The sequence below is a fragment of the Paenibacillus rhizosphaerae genome (genome assembly GCF_014192015.1).
Classification (GTDB): Bacteria; Bacillota; Bacilli; order Paenibacillales; family Paenibacillaceae; genus Paenibacillus_AQ; species Paenibacillus_AQ rhizosphaerae.
Window position 1 is genome coordinate 669,962 of record NZ_JACHXJ010000004.1, and the last position, 14,869, is coordinate 684,830.

At 55.4% G+C, this 14,869-nt stretch carries 16 protein-coding genes; 13 read left to right on the forward strand and 3 right to left on the reverse strand.

All coding sequences use genetic code 11. From position 1 onward, the window contains the following. From pqqC to FHS19_RS25155, 4 genes are read left to right on the forward strand one after another with little or no spacing between them, the layout of a single operon-like run. A complete protein-coding gene (gene pqqC / locus FHS19_RS25140) occupies positions 1–711 on the forward strand; it encodes a pyrroloquinoline-quinone synthase PqqC (protein ID WP_076175870.1) in 711 nt (236 codons plus the stop codon). Continuing rightward, a complete protein-coding gene (gene pqqD, locus FHS19_RS25145) occupies positions 708–986 on the forward strand; it encodes a pyrroloquinoline quinone biosynthesis peptide chaperone PqqD (protein WP_183584498.1) in 279 nt (92 codons plus the stop codon). Before pqqC ends, pqqD begins: the two co-directional genes overlap by 4 nt. Further along, a complete protein-coding gene (pqqE, locus tag FHS19_RS25150; RefSeq protein WP_183584499.1) occupies positions 977–2,122 on the forward strand; it encodes a pyrroloquinoline quinone biosynthesis protein PqqE in 1,146 nt (381 codons plus the stop codon). The genes pqqD and pqqE overlap by 10 nt, the downstream gene beginning before the upstream one ends. Then, positions 2,109–3,083 (forward strand): dipeptidase, encoded by a 975-nt coding sequence (locus FHS19_RS25155; protein ID WP_183584500.1) that lies wholly within the window; start codon positions 2,109–2,111, stop codon positions 3,081–3,083. The genes pqqE and FHS19_RS25155 overlap by 14 nt, the downstream gene beginning before the upstream one ends. A 52-nt stretch (positions 3,084–3,135) precedes the next feature. Here FHS19_RS25155 and FHS19_RS25160 read toward each other — a convergent pair whose 3' ends face one another. Further along, positions 3,136–3,534: a cupredoxin domain-containing protein gene (locus tag FHS19_RS25160; RefSeq protein WP_183584501.1), complete on the reverse strand. Its 399-nt coding sequence runs from the start codon at positions 3,532–3,534 to the stop codon at positions 3,136–3,138. A gap of 222 nt (positions 3,535–3,756) precedes the next feature. Here FHS19_RS25160 and FHS19_RS25165 point away from each other — a divergent pair, with 222 nt between their 5' ends. Both FHS19_RS25165 and FHS19_RS25170 read left to right on the forward strand, forming a co-directional pair. Further along, the gene (locus FHS19_RS25165; RefSeq protein WP_183584502.1) at positions 3,757–5,493 is read left to right on the forward strand and encodes a pyrroloquinoline quinone-dependent dehydrogenase; all 1,737 of its coding nucleotides are present in this window, start codon (positions 3,757–3,759) and stop codon (positions 5,491–5,493) included. 89 nt (positions 5,494–5,582) lie between these two features. Then, positions 5,583–6,737, forward strand: a complete 1,155-nt coding sequence (locus tag FHS19_RS25170; RefSeq protein WP_183584503.1) for a carboxypeptidase-like regulatory domain-containing protein — start codon at positions 5,583–5,585, stop codon at positions 6,735–6,737. A gap of 130 nt (positions 6,738–6,867) precedes the next feature. On the opposite strand, the gene FHS19_RS25175 is transcribed toward FHS19_RS25170, so the two are convergent. Further along, a complete protein-coding gene (locus FHS19_RS25175; protein ID WP_183584504.1) occupies positions 6,868–7,326 on the reverse strand; it encodes a WGxxGxxG family protein in 459 nt (152 codons plus the stop codon). Between the two features lie 226 nt (positions 7,327–7,552). Here FHS19_RS25175 and FHS19_RS25180 point away from each other — a divergent pair, with 226 nt between their 5' ends. The 5 genes from FHS19_RS25180 to mutY all read left to right on the forward strand — a co-directional run bounded on the left by FHS19_RS25180 (position 7,553) and on the right by mutY (position 12,302). After that, positions 7,553–7,807, forward strand: coding sequence for a hypothetical protein (locus FHS19_RS25180; protein WP_183584505.1), 255 nt, complete (start codon positions 7,553–7,555; stop codon positions 7,805–7,807). Between the two features lie 301 nt (positions 7,808–8,108). Further along, positions 8,109–8,408, forward strand: a complete 300-nt coding sequence (locus tag FHS19_RS25185; RefSeq protein WP_183584506.1) for a glycosyl hydrolase 53 family protein — start codon at positions 8,109–8,111, stop codon at positions 8,406–8,408. Between the two features lie 22 nt (positions 8,409–8,430). Continuing rightward, positions 8,431–10,497 (forward strand): beta-galactosidase, encoded by a 2,067-nt coding sequence (locus FHS19_RS25190; RefSeq protein ID WP_246426793.1) that lies wholly within the window; start codon positions 8,431–8,433, stop codon positions 10,495–10,497. A gap of 196 nt (positions 10,498–10,693) precedes the next feature. Then, on the forward strand, positions 10,694–11,089 hold the full coding sequence (acpS, locus tag FHS19_RS25195; RefSeq protein WP_183584507.1) for a holo-ACP synthase: 396 nt from the start codon (positions 10,694–10,696) through the stop codon (positions 11,087–11,089). A gap of 43 nt (positions 11,090–11,132) precedes the next feature. Continuing rightward, on the forward strand, positions 11,133–12,302 hold the full coding sequence (gene mutY / locus FHS19_RS25200; protein ID WP_246426794.1) for an A/G-specific adenine glycosylase: 1,170 nt from the start codon (positions 11,133–11,135) through the stop codon (positions 12,300–12,302). A 141-nt stretch (positions 12,303–12,443) separates the two neighbouring features. On the opposite strand, the gene FHS19_RS25205 is transcribed toward mutY, so the two are convergent. Beyond that, a complete protein-coding gene (locus tag FHS19_RS25205) occupies positions 12,444–13,061 on the reverse strand; it encodes a superoxide dismutase (protein WP_076175842.1) in 618 nt (205 codons plus the stop codon). A gap of 609 nt (positions 13,062–13,670) precedes the next feature. Between FHS19_RS25205 and FHS19_RS25210 the strand changes: the two genes are divergently transcribed. Both FHS19_RS25210 and lepB read left to right on the forward strand, forming a co-directional pair. Continuing rightward, positions 13,671–14,096, forward strand: a complete 426-nt coding sequence (locus tag FHS19_RS25210) for a GNAT family N-acetyltransferase (RefSeq protein WP_076175840.1) — start codon at positions 13,671–13,673, stop codon at positions 14,094–14,096. A 155-nt stretch (positions 14,097–14,251) separates the two neighbouring features. Continuing rightward, the gene (gene lepB, locus FHS19_RS25215; protein WP_183584508.1) at positions 14,252–14,857 is read left to right on the forward strand and encodes a signal peptidase I; all 606 of its coding nucleotides are present in this window, start codon (positions 14,252–14,254) and stop codon (positions 14,855–14,857) included. Positions 14,858–14,869 lie beyond the last annotated feature (12 nt).

Genomic DNA, 14,869 nt, shown 5'->3' on the forward strand with positions numbered 1-14,869 from the left:
ATGAACCAGCATTTGCTCTCGAACGAAGAATTAACGATGAGGCTGCGCCAGGTCGGGGAACAGCGTTATCACGATAAGCATCCTTATCACGTACGCATGCATGAAGGAAAGCTGAGCCCCGAGCAGCTTCGGGCTTGGGTGGCGAACCGGTTCTATTACCAGAAAAATATCCCCGTCAAGGATGCCATCATCCTTTCCAAGCTGCCCTCCAGGGAGGAGCGCCGCCACTGGATACAGCGCATTGTGGACCATGACGGTACGGAAGGAAGCGAGGGAGGGATCGAAGCTTGGATCCGCCTTGGCGAAGCCGTCGGCATTCCGAGAGAGGAAATGCTGGATGAGCGCCATGTTCTTCCCGCCGTCCGGTTTGCGGTCGATGCCTACGTGAACTTCTGCCGCCTGCAGCCGTGGCTCATTGCCGTAGCTTCCTCTTTGACGGAACTGTTCGCTCCCGTCCTCATTTCCCAGCGAATCGCTGTGTTTGAACAGCTGTATCCATGGATCCGTCCGGAAGGGCTGGAGTATTTCCAGGCCAGGCTGCATCAGGCTCCGCGGGACGCGGACCATGGTTTGGAACTCGTTCTGCGCGAATGCAAGGATCGTGGCGAGCAGGAGCAGGTGATATCCGCCCTGCACTTTAAATGCGATGTCCTCTGGGCCATCCTGGATGCGTTAAGTCTGGCGTATCCCGATGCGGAGGCGCAGCGATGATCGCTTGGGGACTGTCGGAGCAGCTCAGGCTGCGAAGTCCCGCACGGCTGAAGTTCGATAAAGCCAGACAAACCGATATGCTCCTGCTCCCCGAACGCGTCGTTAATCTGAATCCGACGGCCGGGGCCATTCTTTGGCTGTGTGACGGGACGCGGTCGATTGGGCAAATCATCGGGGAGCTTGAAGCGAAATACAATCAATCCAATCTGCAAGAGGATGTTCTCGAGTTTCTCACGCAAGCGATCGAGCGGGGGTGGATTGAAAAGTGTCCGTAAGCATACCGTATGCCCTGTCGGCGGAAATTACCCACCGGTGCCCTCTTCACTGCGCCTACTGTTCGAATCCGGTAGAGCTCGCCAAAAGGGAGCATGAGCTGAGCACGCAGGAATGGATCAGGGTATTCACGGAAGCCAGTGAGCTCGGGGTCGTGCAGCTCCACCTGACCGGCGGTGAGCCGCTCATGAGACCGGACGTAGACCAGCTGATCCGGCAGGCCCGGGAACTGGGCCTCTTTGTGAATGTCATTACCAGCGGGGTCGGCGTGACAGAGAAACGCATGCTGCAGCTGGCGGACGCGGGGGTCGACAGCATGCAGCTCAGCGTACAGGCGTCCGAGCCGGGCCTGGCGGATGCGATTGCCGGTTCCCGGGCACATGAATTCAAAAGGAAAACGGCTGCCCTGATCCAGGCGGCGGGGATCCCCTTACATATGAATGCCGTTTTGCATCGGCAAAATATCCATCTCGTGGAGGATATCATCGAGATGTGTGTGTCATGGGGAGCCCGACGGCTGGAGCTGGCGAATACCCAGTACTACGGCTGGGCGCTGCTCAACCGCCGGCATCTGCTGCCGACAAGAGCGCAGCTCGCGGCGGCCGAGGAAGCTTTTTTCCGGGCCAAAGCCCGCTTTGACCGCCAGATTGAACTGATCTGGGTCCTTCCGGATTACTATGAGGATTTCCCCAAACCTTGCATGGGCGGGTGGGGCGAAATTTCGATGACGGTGACCCCCGACGGAACCGTGCTGCCCTGCACCGCGGCATCCAGCATCCATACCTTGACCTTCGAATCCGCTAAAGAGCGGAGCCTCGAATGGATATGGCGGGAATCCGCCGCCTTCAACAGCTTCCGCGGCTTCGACTGGATGGCGGAGCCCTGCCGGAGCTGTGAACACCGTTTCCGCGATTTCGGCGGATGCCGCTGCCAAGCTTACCTGCTGGCCGGCGACGCCCGACAGGCGGATCCTGTCTGCCAGTGGTCGCCTCATCACGGACTGATATCCGATATTTTATCTTCCCTCAATCAAGACCACGATGAACCATCTGTTACTGCACCTCATCGCCCTGTGCCTTCTTATTCCTATCGCGGCAGGTTCAAGAAGAACGGAGGAATGACCGGTGACCATATTTGACGCCCACTGCGATGTGCTGAGCAAACTGCTTGAGCATCCGCAGCTGGATTTTGCGCACGAACAGGATTTGCTGGATGTCACACTGGAACGCATGCAACAATCCGGCATCAGGTTCCAGAACTTTGCCGTCTACTTGCCCGAAAAGTATGCCGGGGAGTTTCGTTATGTGCTGGAGAGCATCGATCTGTTTCATGAGAAGGTGCTCGCAAGCGGCCCGATTCATTTTATAAGGTCCAGGGATGACCTCGAGTACGCAGAGAAGAAAGGACTGACCGGGGCGCTGCTATCGCTTGAAGGAGTCGACGCACTGCAGGGAAACCTGGCCTATGTGCGGATCCTGCATCATCTGGGCGTCCGGAGTATCGGCATCACCTGGAATTACGCCAATTGGGCGGCGGACGGCGTCATGGAGTCCAGGAGAGCGGGATTGACCGAGAAAGGACGGCAGCTGATTCAAGAATGCAACCGTCTGGGCATGATCCTGGACGTATCCCATCTCTCGGAAAAAGCGTTCTGGGAGCTGGCGTCGCTGTCCGCGAAGCCGCTCATCGCATCCCATTCCAATGCCGGCAAAATATGCCCGCGGCGCAGAAATTTGAGCGATGAACAGATTGGTTCCATCATCCGGACGGGTGGAGTCATCGGTGTCACCTTTGTGCCGCCCTTTGTCCATCCGGAGGAAACGGTAACGATGGACCGGCTGCTCGCGCACATCGACCATATCTGCTCGCTTGGGGGCCGCCGGCATATCGGTCTGGGCTCGGATTTCGACGGTATCCGCGAAAAGATTGCGGGCCTGGAGCATGCGGGGAAATATCATGATCTGGTTGAATTGCTGCAAAAGCATTACAGCGAGGAGGATGTGGAAGGCTTTATCTGCGGCAACTGGTATCGTTTCTATTTGAAGCATCTGCCAGCTGCGACGTCATGTCTGTTTCCTCCGGATTATCGCAATCACTAAATCGAAAAAAAGGAGTTCCATCTTGGGATGGGACTCCTTTTTCGTTTGGTCTTTAGGATACCGTAATCGTACCCGTCATATTGTCATGGCCCGAGCCGCACTGGATCGAGCAGTTGTAATCGTAGGTCCCGGCTTTGTCAACGGTAAAGGTGGCCGTTTGTCCGTCCTGCAAATTGACGTTCAGGTCAGGAATCTCGAAGCCGTGTACGCCATCCACGTTCTTGAAGGTCAGCTTGACCGTGTCGCCGGCTTTCAGATCGATATTGGGCGGGTCAAAAGCAAAGTTTTTCGCCGTCACGGTAATTTCTTTAGTTTGTCCTCCGCCAGGGGACGGAGCTGTATTGTTGGCAGGCGGAGCCGCCGTACCGTTATTGCTTTTGCCGCATGCGCTTAATACCAATACGATCGAGAGCAGCGCTATCGTAAAGATCAAACGGAATTTCGGTTTCATCGTCGTCCTCCTTGATATGCAAACTGGGGTGGTGTGATCCTTCTCCTTCAAGATGACCGATTCGAATCGCTTTTATACCTGCCTGAAATCGGCCAAGAATGTTGCTCGGGTGCAAATTCGGGGTGTGTACCAAGAACCGTTTATTTTTCTGAATGATTTTTAGTCATGCTGGAAATATTACGTTACAACGCTTCTAATGAAAAAATGAGGAGATCGTTCCAAATGAGAAAAACTCACGTGATGATTGGCGCAGCCCTTCTAAGTACAAGCCTTGCTCTAAGCGGCTGTAATACGAATAAGAACAATAACGCAGCGGCACCGGCTCCGGCGCAAAATACAAACGAGAACAAACCATCCACGACGCCGGGAAAAGTGACGGGTACCTCTTTCAAAAACTTCGGCACCTATGGATTCGATCTGAAAAATACCCGCCATGTCCCTTATAAAGAGGTGACCGCGGCCAACGTCAAGGATTTGGGCGTCATCTGGAGCGCGGACCTGAAGGAGCTTGACAAAGACGTCAAGAACGGGAATCAATGCTATCCGGTGTTCGTCGACGGCATCGTATACATTACGACCGCCGGGAATCAGGTATTCGCCTTCGACGGCGCGACCGGCAGTCAAATCTGGCACTGGAAGCCGTCCGCAGAACAAGCTGCGACATTCAGCAAGTCGGGGATCATTGCCAACCGCGGCGTCGCTGTAGGGGAAGGCAAAGTGTTCATGCTGACCGTCGACAATCAGATAGTGTCCCTGGACCAGAAGACCGGCAAGCTGATCAAAATGGTGCCGATCTCCGAGTCCATCAAAGGTGTGACGCTGGAGAACGGTTATTACGAAACGACAGCGCCCGTGTATTACAAAGGCAACATTTATATCGGCAGCAGCGGCGGGGACAACGGCATCCGCGGGTTTGTCAACGCTTATAAAGCGAGCGACCTGTCGCCAGCCTGGGCCTCTCCTTTCTACACGGTCCCGCCTAAAGGCCAAGACTGGCTCGCGAACAGTAAATTCCAGGGCGGCGGCGCGGTATGGAATCCGCCGGCCATCGATGAAGAGACAGGCATTATGTACTTTGCCGTGGGCAACCCGGCGCCGGACTTTTACGGCGAATCCCGGCCAGGAGACAACCCGCACACAGACTCGGTGGTCGCGGTCGACGCGGCCACGGGCAAGCTGATATGGGCGAAGCAGGAAATCAGCCATGACCTCTGGGATTATGACGCCGCGGCTTCACCGATGATCCTGAATGCCACCGTCAAAGGCAAGCAGCAAAAAATCGTCGTGCAGGGCGGGAAGTCGGGACAATGGTACGCATGGGACGCCAAGACCGGAGCCGTCGTATGGGACGGGGTTCCTTTTGCCAAGATCGATCATCCCAAGCCGACGCCAGAGGGCGTCACGGTGTACCCCGGCGTCCTCGGAGGCGAGAACTATGCTCCCGAAACGTATGATCCCGCAACGAATTACGTGCTGATTCCGAGCGTGGAACAAGGGGCTATCGTCAAGTCCGCGAAAAGCCAGACGGAAGCTTCGACACCGGACATGCCCGGAGCGGCCGCGTTCGGTACGACAACCTCAGCGCCAGCGAATGATGTGCCGTACGGAACCATCACGGCGATGGATGTGAATACCGGTAAAAAAGCCTACCAGCTCAAGACGAAGGATCCGATGCGAGGCGGCTTTACGAGCACGACGACAGGACTGGCTTTCTACGGCGAGCTCGACGGGAAGATCAACGCCCTGGATATTAAAAAGGGCAAGGTCATCTGGTCTTTCCAGACGACGGGCAGCAGCATTCAAGCAGCCCCGGCAATTTTCGTCGTAGACGACAAACAATATATGGCCTTTACTTCCGGCGGTCCCAAACCGAAAGTGTTCGTGTTCGGTCTTGGCGGCGACAAAACGCAAGGCAAGACGGGTACGGCGGAAGACACGAACGCTCACCAGAGTAAATAAGGTTCATGAAGCGGGGTAGAGCCTATGGCTTTGCCCCTGTTTATTTGCAAAAAAGAAAAACGACGATCGTAAAGGGAGGAATCGAATCCATGAGGTGTTTGCAGCGACTGTCCATTTTGATCATAACGGTGTGTCTTGCCGGATGTGCCGGGATGCCCTCGAAGCCGGTATCCTCGGACACTCCCGCATCGCCGCAAGCGGCGGATCATGGCGCTCAACTGACGGTTGAATCTCCGTCCCTGCGGCTTAAGCAATGGAAGTCGGACGGGTCCCACATGACCTCCGTTCACGGGAGGCTGCTCCTCGACAATCAGCCTGTGGCCGGCGCTATGGTGCATACCAGCCAGAGCCAAATCGACGTCCCCACAGGGAAGGACGGATCTTTCGCCCTGACCGTTGACCAAAGCCTCCTGGCTGAGACTCAGATCGGTATCGCTTCCCTTAAGGACGCCACTGTATCCGGGAAACCTCTTGTCCCGGAAATGTCGAAGCGGCTTCTTGCTGCTTCAGCCATGATCAGCGTGAATTATCCGATTGAGGTGCTGAAGGTGGAAGACGACCCCGGGGATTCGTCCAAGGTTCAGGTTCACGGACGGGTCATCGCCGGCAGCGGTGATGTCGTATCCTACTTTCAAGTGGATAAATACCGGATGGGCGGGGTTGTTAAAGACGCAAATGGCAGACCGGTCGAGAACGCGGTGGTCTGGTTCGACCGGGATCAAGGCGAAGGCTTCGGGAAATCGACGCCGACCGATCGAGACGGCAGATATTCCATTTTCTATTGGCCAGAGGATGAAGAAACGAATCTGTCGGTCACGATCGGCACCATGAGGTACACGCTTCCTGAAGGCAGGGTGTTCAAGATGCCCGAAAACACGAGCGTGGAGATCGACATCACACTGCCGGAAGAGGGCACGGTCATCATGGATTATCCTCCGTATCTGGTGAGCCGGACATCCCCTGGCGCGATGTACACCGGAGTGCTGGTCGGACTGAATCTGCCGAAAGATGTCCTGTACTCCGTTACCATTCCGAACAGGAAAGGCGAATTTACCGTGACCGTTGCCAAAAAGGTGTGGAAGCAGAAGCCGGCCTTTTTCGAGACCCGGATGTCCAAATTCGTCGAGGGACGCTTCACTTGGGGCGATACCCTGCCGGCTGGTTTTGTTCAGCCTGCCGCTGAAGACCCGAAGCATATTCCGTTTAAATATGATGAACGTCCGGCTCACTCTACAGCTATTTAGATAGCGGTACAACAGAATGTGCTGTTGATTGATCGACCCGACCGGGAGTCAAAAGCACAAAAAATCCCTGACCTACATTTGAAGTAAGTCAGGGATTTTTATAGGTGCTGACCCATGCATTTCGGGCAAACTAACCGCGGTCCCGTTCCGGGTTTCCTTTGCGCATGCCGGCTAGTCCGATCAGACCCAGCAGTCCGAGCCAGCCCCAACCTCCGCCGCGGTTCGTGTCCGTCGCTGCGTTCGTCCGGATTCTGTTATTGTCAGTCAGCATATTCGTATTGGATCCGGTGTAGCTGTTTGTTCCCATCCGGCCGGTGTTGTTCGTTCCGTAATTCGTATTCAAGTATTGGCTGCCTGTTCCGGTGCCATATACGCTGACATGGTAATGGGACGTCGTACCGACATTGTTCACCCGGTATTGCGACCCTCCGGTGGATTGGGTTCCGATGGTCCCCGTGCCCATACCTGTGCCCATGCCGCCATTTCCGCCGTCTTGCGCCGTTCCAGCCGCCCCATAAGCAAAGGCCGGAGCAGCCAGCATCAAAGACATGCCTGCAATCAATACACCGATTCTTAACTGTTGTCTCATTGAGGCTACCTTCCTTCGGAGTATGTTTTTAAACTTACGTTATTGTGTCACGGCAGAGGTGAACTTATGCAGATGGGGAGAGCGGAAGCTTTTTAACGGTTTGACGGCATATTCGTTTTTGTCCACGACATATATATCGAAAAGAGCAGGAAACAAAGAACTTTGGCGTGCAGGCCTATAGCTTGTCGATTAAGGTCATCGTAAAACTGATGGGGGAGTGTGTCGAATGGGAAAAATTCATTTGAGGTCGTCCGTAAAGGGCGCAGTGATGGGGGCTGCGATGACCGGAGGGTGGCTGCTGGCCGATCTGCTGCTGCCGGAGCCGTGGGGTGATGTGGTTTTATTCGGTGCGATGGCGGTTTTGAATATAGGCATCGGCTGGAAAATCGGCAGAATGTTCGATCAGCGCGAAGCACAGGAAGCCGGCACCCATGACGAGGCGGCTCATGCCAACAGCCCGGCCAGCCTGGAATCCCGGTAATAGAATGAGTGAGCGGAGAACCGGTGAAAATCAATGATTTGATTTTCGCCGGTTTTTTGTGTTCGGCATGTCTGGCTTCGTGAATTCCCTCGTCGGCGGAAGCATCGCTCAGCAGGGGACAAGCCTATCGCGGACCCGTGCCCGCAATGGGTTGCAATAGTGCCATTTATGTTGGTTTTATGAGCTGCGACGACATGGGGGGTTGCTATAATGACGGTACCAAAAGAGAAATTGGCATTCCAAGAGGGGGAACGACCTTTTATGAACCGTCTAAAAAGAACCTGGCTGCTGCATCGTCGTCGTGGAAACGGCCTACCCATGGACTTTTCGCACAAGGGAAGGATTTCCCCTCATCGTGGAGAATGATGAAGCATTGCCTTCCGTGTTCCCCGCTTCGCCGGAAGGCCAGCAGGCTTATTTGAAAGCGTTAACCGGCATCATCCGCCGCACGCCGGATGACCAGGGCTTGGGCTTCTATTACTGGGAGCCGTGCGGGATCCCGCCGCAGCAGGTGTGGTCCGTCGGCCATGCCAACAATTGGAGCAATCTGACGCTGTTTGATCATGACGGTTATCCGCTCCCGGCGCTTTATATCCCATAGCAGAAAAGAGGTTTGCATTCATATGAAGAAATCCTATCCACCGATCAGCCCGCTTATTTCAGGGTTCATGCATGGGGCTGACTATAACCCGGACCAATGGCAGCACGATCCGGAAGTGCTTGAAGAAGACATCCGGCTGATGAAGCTGGCCAAATGCAACGTGATGGCCATCGGCATTTTTGCCTGGGCTGCGCTGGAGCCGGAGGAAGGCGTATTTACGTTCAACTGGCTGGACCAAGTGCTCGACCGGTTTGCGGCGAACGGGATTTATGCATGGCTCGCAACCCCTAGCGGCGCAAGGCCCGCATGGATGTCGGAGAAGTATCCCGAAGTGCTGCGCGTAGGGGAGAACCGTGTGCGCAATCTGCATGGGGGGCGCCATAACCACTGCTACTCCTCGCCCGTATACCGGGAGAAGACCCGGATCATCAATACGAAGCTGGCGGAACGGTATGCGGACCATCCGGCCGTGATCGGCTGGCATATCTCCAATGAATACGGCGGAGAGTGCCACTGCAGTTACTGCCAGGAAGCGTTCCGCGAGTGGCTGAAGGCGCGTTACGGATCGCTGGAGGCTTTGAACAAGGCTTGGTGGACGTCGTTCTGGAGCCATACGTATACCGACTGGTCCCAGATTGAATCTCCTGCCCGGCACGGGGAAAAGATGGTCCACGGCCACAATCTGGACTGGAGAAGGTTCGTCACGGACCAAACCGTGGACTTCTGCAAACAGGAAATCGCCCCGCTTAAGGCGATTCGGCCGGATCTGCCTGCGACAACGAACATGATGGACTGGTTCGAAGGGCTGGATTACCGCAAATTCGCGGATGTGCTGGATGTTATCTCATGGGATGCCTATCCGACGTGGCATGACAAGCAGGACCCGGGCAGGCTCTCCGCCTGGTTCTCCTTTAACCACGACCTGTTCCGTTCGCTGAAGGGCGGGCAGCCTTTCATGCTGATGGAGAGCACGCCGAGCCTGACGAACTGGCAGCCGGTCAGCAAGCTGAAGCGCCCGGGCATGCATCTGCTCTCGTCGCTGCAGGCCGTAGCGCACGGTTCGGACACTGTGCAGTATTTTCAGTGGCGCAAGAGCCGCGGCTCCAGCGAGAAGTTTCACGGGGCCGTCGTAGACCACGCCGGGCATGAGCACACACGGGTGTTCCAGGATGTGGCCCGGCTGGGCGGCCTGCTGGAGCAAATCGCTACGGTGACCGGTTCCGGCGTGCCGGCGGAGACGGCCATTATCGCGGATTGGGATAACCGCTGGGCCGTGAAGGATGCCCAGGGGCCGCTGAACCGGGGAATCGACTACGAGGGCACGGTGATGCAGCATTACCGCGCCTTCTGGAATATGGGCGTGCCCGTGGACGTCATCGGTTCCGGCGGCGACCTCTCGCGGTACAAGCTGATCGTTGCGCCGATGATGTATTTGTGCACCGCGGAAGCCGGAGCCGCTCTGGAGGCGTTTGTTGCCGGCGGAGGCACATTGGTGGCGACCTACTGGTCCGGCATCGTCAATGAGAGCGACCTGTGCCATCTGGGCGGATTTCCCGGACCGCTTCGCAAGACGCTCGGCATCTGGTCCGAAGAGATCGACGGTCTGCATGAGGGCGAGCTCAACCGGCTGATCCCCGTACAGGACAACGGCCTGGGCCTCGAGGGCGATTATGAGCTGTACGACCTGTGCGACCTGATTCATCCTGAGGGCGCCCGGGTGCTGGCGGAGTACGGCGACGATTTCTACGCGGGGCGTCCGGTGCTGACGGTGCATTCATTCGGCCAAGGCAAGGCCTATTATCTCGCCTCACGCGCGAAGGAGCCGTTCTACGGCGATTTCTACGCCCGTCTCATTCGGGAAGCGGGGGTCAGCCCGGTGCTGAATACCAAGCTTCCGCAAGGAGTTACAGTACAGCTCAGGTCGGACGGAAGCACAGATTATGTGTTTGTCCTGAACTTCACGGGTGAGGACAAGCAGGTGGATCTGGACGAGCGGGAATACCGCGATCTGCCTGACGGCGAGCCCGTCGCCGGAAGCATCAAGCTGGAGGGATACGGTGCGCGGCTGCTGACGCGAAGCACAATATAACGCAGATGGTAACAGGGATGCGGAGCCCGGCGAAGGGCTCCGCATTTTTCGCCTGTGCTCCGGGTTTGTGGACGTTGCCGGGGTTCATTCCATGAAGGATAGCTGGTGAAAGCTGCCTATTTACAAGCTGCTCGTTTTTGGGGCGTGCACCTGTTACAATAGGATTTGTATGTCATGGAAGGGAAGGTGCGGGGCATTGATTTACGGAATCGGGCACGATGTGCTGGAAATCAAGCGGGTTGGGCTGCTTCTCGGCAGCCGTCAGGGCTTCCGTTTTATGGAGCGGGTGCTGACCGCCCGTGAAAGGGAGGAAGCCAAAAGACGGGGCGGAAACCTGACCGAGTTTGTCGCCGGGCGCTTCGCTGCAAAGGAGGCCATCTCCAAAGCCTTCGGCTGCGGGATCGGCGGGAAAATCGGCTTTGTGGACATGGAAGTGCTGCCCGATGAGAGCGGCAAACCCGTCGTGGTTCTGAACGAGCAGGCTTGGGAGCGCCTCGAGCTTCCGGGTGAGCCGGAATATGTGATCCATCTATCGATCTCCCACCAGACCGAGCTGGCTTCCGCCTTCGCCATTGTGGAGAAGCGGGACTAGGCCGGCTCATGATCAAGCCAGCCAGAAAGGTATGAAGGACCTCATGAGCAGTTCGATAAGTGCAATGGAGCAGAAACGGCATTTCAGCATCAACCTGCTGGAATGGTACGAAAAGCATAAACGGGATTTGCCGTGGCGGCGCCACCGCAATCCCTACTATATTTGGGTGTCGGAAATCATGCTGCAGCAAACGCGGGTGGACACGGTTATTCCATTCTTCAACCGGTTCATCGAGCGGTTTCCGACCGTGGAGGACCTGGCCGACGCCCCTGAGCAGGATGTGCTCAAATCCTGGGAAGGCCTCGGGTATTACTCCCGGGCGCGTAATTTGCAGGCTGCGGCCAAGCAGGTGAAGGAGCTGCACGGCGGCATGGTGCCGGACGACAAGGCGTCGGTATTCGCGCTGAAGGGGGTCGGCCCGTATACGGCCGGCGCGATTCTGAGCATCGCCTTCAACAAGCCCGAGCCGGCCGTTGACGGCAATGTGATGCGGGTGCTGTCAAGATACTTCCTGATCGAGGAAGATATCATGAAGGGAAGCACACGCGCCTTTATGGAGAGCCTGGTCGTGGAGTTGATCCCGGATAGCCGGGCATCGGACTTCAACCAGGCGCTCATGGAGCTGGGCGCCTTGGTGTGCACGCCCAAGTCTCCACACTGCCTGACCTGTCCGGTGATGGAGCACTGCTCCGCCAGGCAGGAAGGCAAGGAGGAGCAGCTGCCGATCAAGACCAAGGCGAAGCCCCCGCGGCCCGAGTACCGGGTGGTGGCCCTTGTAGAGGGCGGAGGCGACCATAGCGGCCGCGTCCTGATCCGCCAGCGTCCGCAGGAAGGGCTGCTCGCCCGCATGTGGGAGCTGCCGCATTTGCAGACGCCGGCGGTGCGCAGCGGGCGTCTGCCGGACGAGCCGGCGATGGATATCCTCGCCGGGGCGCTGCTCGAGGAAGGCATCGCTGCGCGGCCGATCGCGCATTTCACGGACGCGGAGCATACCTTCAGCCATATTCACTGGAACCTGCAGGTCTACCGCTGCCGCGAAGAGGACCTGCCGCAGGCAGCCGAGCTGAAGGCGATGTACGCGGCCGGGGACGGCGGCGAGCCGTCGGGACAGACGGAGTACCGGTGGATCGACGAGCAGGATATGCAGCACTACGCCTTTCCTAATGTATTCTTGAAAATTTTACAGAACTACTTCAAACATTCATCCTATTAATCGTTTTAAACGTTAACCAAAGCGTGTTGTGCTCGGCAGCCGGGAATTATCCGGCAGAGAGGATAGCAAAAGGGGCTGCCCCTCAAGAAACTGCAATGCAGTTCTTTGGGGGCAGCCCCTTTATTTCCGGAAAGGTACAGCTTACGGCTGTACGATTTCCTGGTAACGTTTGCTGACAACATCCCAGTTCAGAACGTTCCAGAACGCTGCGATGTAGTCCGGGCGTTTGTTTTGGTATTTCAGGTAGTAAGCATGCTCCCAAACGTCCAGACCGAGGACAGGTGTTTGACCTTCCATCAGCGGGTTGTCTTGGTTAGGCGTGCTTGTTACAGCCAGTTTGCCGTTCTTGTCCACGACGAGCCATGCCCAGCCGCTGCCGAAACGGGTTGTAGCCGCTTTGGTGAATTCTTCCTTGAATTTGTCCAAGCCGCCAAGCTCACTGTCGATTGCTTGAGCCAGAAGGCCGTTTGGCTTGTCTCCGCCTTTAGGCGCGATGATTTCCCAGAAGAGGGAGTGATTTGCGTGTCCGCCGCCGTTGTTGCGAACGGCTGTACGGATGTTCTCAGGCACGCTGTCCAGGTTGGAGATCAGTTCTTCAAGGCTTTTGTTTTGCAGTTCAGGAGCATTTTCCAGAGCCGCGTTCAGGTTCGTTACATAAGTGTTATGGTGACGGTCGTGATGGATTTCCATCGTTTGAGCGTCGATGTGCGGCTCGAGCGCATCATTCGGGTATGGAAGTGGTGGTAATTGAAATGCCATGATAAATACCTCCTGTTAATGTTTTTTTGGGTAGAATCAACGCAGGCGGTTGACTCATATGAATAAAGGAACGCTTTTGTTGTCCAAAAGAGCCCTTTATCGGCATAAGTATGTAGCATGGAATGTGATTCCATTTCTATTAAACCGTATTTTTTCGATTAAATCAACATTTATGTTTACAAAGTCGAATTAATCCTGAGATGGGCTTGCCGGCTGTATTGGAACGGACTTATCCGCCGCCTTTTTGCCTGTGCGAACCTCAAATGATTCAGGCGGGCAGAGCCATTCTTTCATCGCGAGAAAAAAACTTTTTGGATTCCGTGAAGACACCCAAAGACGCATTTGTTATCCTTTACCCAAATCCCGAAGGATTATGCCGCAAAACCAGTCCATTATATGGCAAATTTACAGATCATAGAATGAAAACGCTTGCTTTAAAGCGCTTCCAAAAGAAAACGCGTGTTTTTTAAAGTAAACTATGGTTTAATGGATGATAAAGAAGGATTTTCACGGTTTTTGTCGTAATACTATACCTTGGATTAGAGGGTTTTTTTGTTTCCCTGAAAATCCCTTAATCCTATAAAGCTAACGAAAAGGGAGATTTAAGACATGCATGTTCGTTCCTTTCAGTTAAGTGATGCGACTCGTGTCAACGAGCTGCTGCAAATCGCGTTATCCGAAGAATGCTACGAGAATACGATCGAACCTTTCTCCAGGCAGCTCTACTGGGATTCCGACCTGATTATGGTTGCAGAAGAGGATGAACAGATCGTCGGTGCCCTGATCGGCACGATCGAGCATAACCACGGCTTCTACTATCGTATCGCCATCCATCCGGATTACCGCCGCAAGGGAATTGGCAAGGCACTGGTCACCATGATGGAAGGCCGGTTCCAGCAGCGTAAAGTCAGCGGAATTATGATTGCAGGAGACGAGCATAACAAGGCCGCGATGCCTCTGTACGAGGCAATGGGCTACGGGGCCAACAAGGTGCTGCAGGCATTCCAGAAACTCAGCATTGTCGCGCCGCAATAGAGATAACGACCCTTTGGTATTATGGAGAAAACGTACATCCATATCGCTAATAAGCAATATTTACTATACTTGAGCATATCTTCACGGCGTTGCAAAAGGCCCGAAGATATGCTTTTCTGTATATATGGGAATTTGTCATAAAAATGAGGTGTAGCATGAATCAAGTCGATCAGCGGGAGCAAGGCCTCCCCGAGCCGGTTCCGGTTACAACGCCCGGAGATCAAGCAGGCAAGCGCGGCTGGCTGTCCGAATTTTGGGACTGGGCCAAAACACTGGTTATCGCATTTGTCATTATGATGCTGCTGAATTTATTCGTTTTTAATCTGTCCATGGTCCGCGGGCAGTCGATGCAGCCGACGCTGGTAGAGCAGGAACGGCTGTTTGTCGATAAGATCGTATATGATTTTACCGCACCGAAGCACGGCGAGGTCGTCGTCCTTCGCGACCCGAGCAACGGCCCGGAGAAAAAGGAATTTCTGGTCAAGCGGATCATCGGCGTGCCGGGCGACACCGTGGAAGTGAAGAACCACAAGCTGTACGTGAACGGTAAGGAGCAGAGCGAGCCTTACACCGAGGTGGAAATTCAGGATCCGGATTTCGGCCCGATGAAGCTGGACAAGGATCACTATTTTGTGATGGGGGATAACCGGCATGCCGGTGCAAGCCGGGACAGCCGTTCCTTCGGCAGCGTGGAAGCGAGCGCGATCGTAGGGCGGGCCGAATTTATTTTCTGGCCGATATCCAAAGCGAGATCGCTGTAAGGCATTATGGAA

Coding starts and splice junctions, on each gene's coding strand:
- pqqC (WP_076175870.1), top strand. CDS start 1: ATGAACCAGCATTTGCTCTCGAACGAAGAATTAACGATGAGGCTGCGC.
- pqqD (WP_183584498.1), top strand. CDS start 708: ATGATCGCTTGGGGACTGTCGGAGCAGCTCAGGCTGCGAAGTCCCGCA.
- FHS19_RS25160 (WP_183584501.1), bottom strand. CDS start 3,534: ATGAAACCGAAATTCCGTTTGATCTTTACGATAGCGCTGCTCTCGATC.
- FHS19_RS25165 (WP_183584502.1), top strand. CDS start 3,757: ATGAGAAAAACTCACGTGATGATTGGCGCAGCCCTTCTAAGTACAAGC.
- FHS19_RS25170 (WP_183584503.1), top strand. CDS start 5,583: ATGAGGTGTTTGCAGCGACTGTCCATTTTGATCATAACGGTGTGTCTT.
- FHS19_RS25175 (WP_183584504.1), bottom strand. CDS start 7,326: ATGAGACAACAGTTAAGAATCGGTGTATTGATTGCAGGCATGTCTTTG.
- FHS19_RS25180 (WP_183584505.1), top strand. CDS start 7,553: ATGGGAAAAATTCATTTGAGGTCGTCCGTAAAGGGCGCAGTGATGGGG.
- FHS19_RS25190 (WP_246426793.1), top strand. CDS start 8,431: ATGAAGAAATCCTATCCACCGATCAGCCCGCTTATTTCAGGGTTCATG.
- mutY (WP_246426794.1), top strand. CDS start 11,133: ATGAGCAGTTCGATAAGTGCAATGGAGCAGAAACGGCATTTCAGCATC.
- FHS19_RS25205 (WP_076175842.1), bottom strand. CDS start 13,061: ATGGCATTTCAATTACCACCACTTCCATACCCGAATGATGCGCTCGAG.
- FHS19_RS25210 (WP_076175840.1), top strand. CDS start 13,671: ATGCATGTTCGTTCCTTTCAGTTAAGTGATGCGACTCGTGTCAACGAG.
- lepB (WP_183584508.1), top strand. CDS start 14,252: ATGAATCAAGTCGATCAGCGGGAGCAAGGCCTCCCCGAGCCGGTTCCG.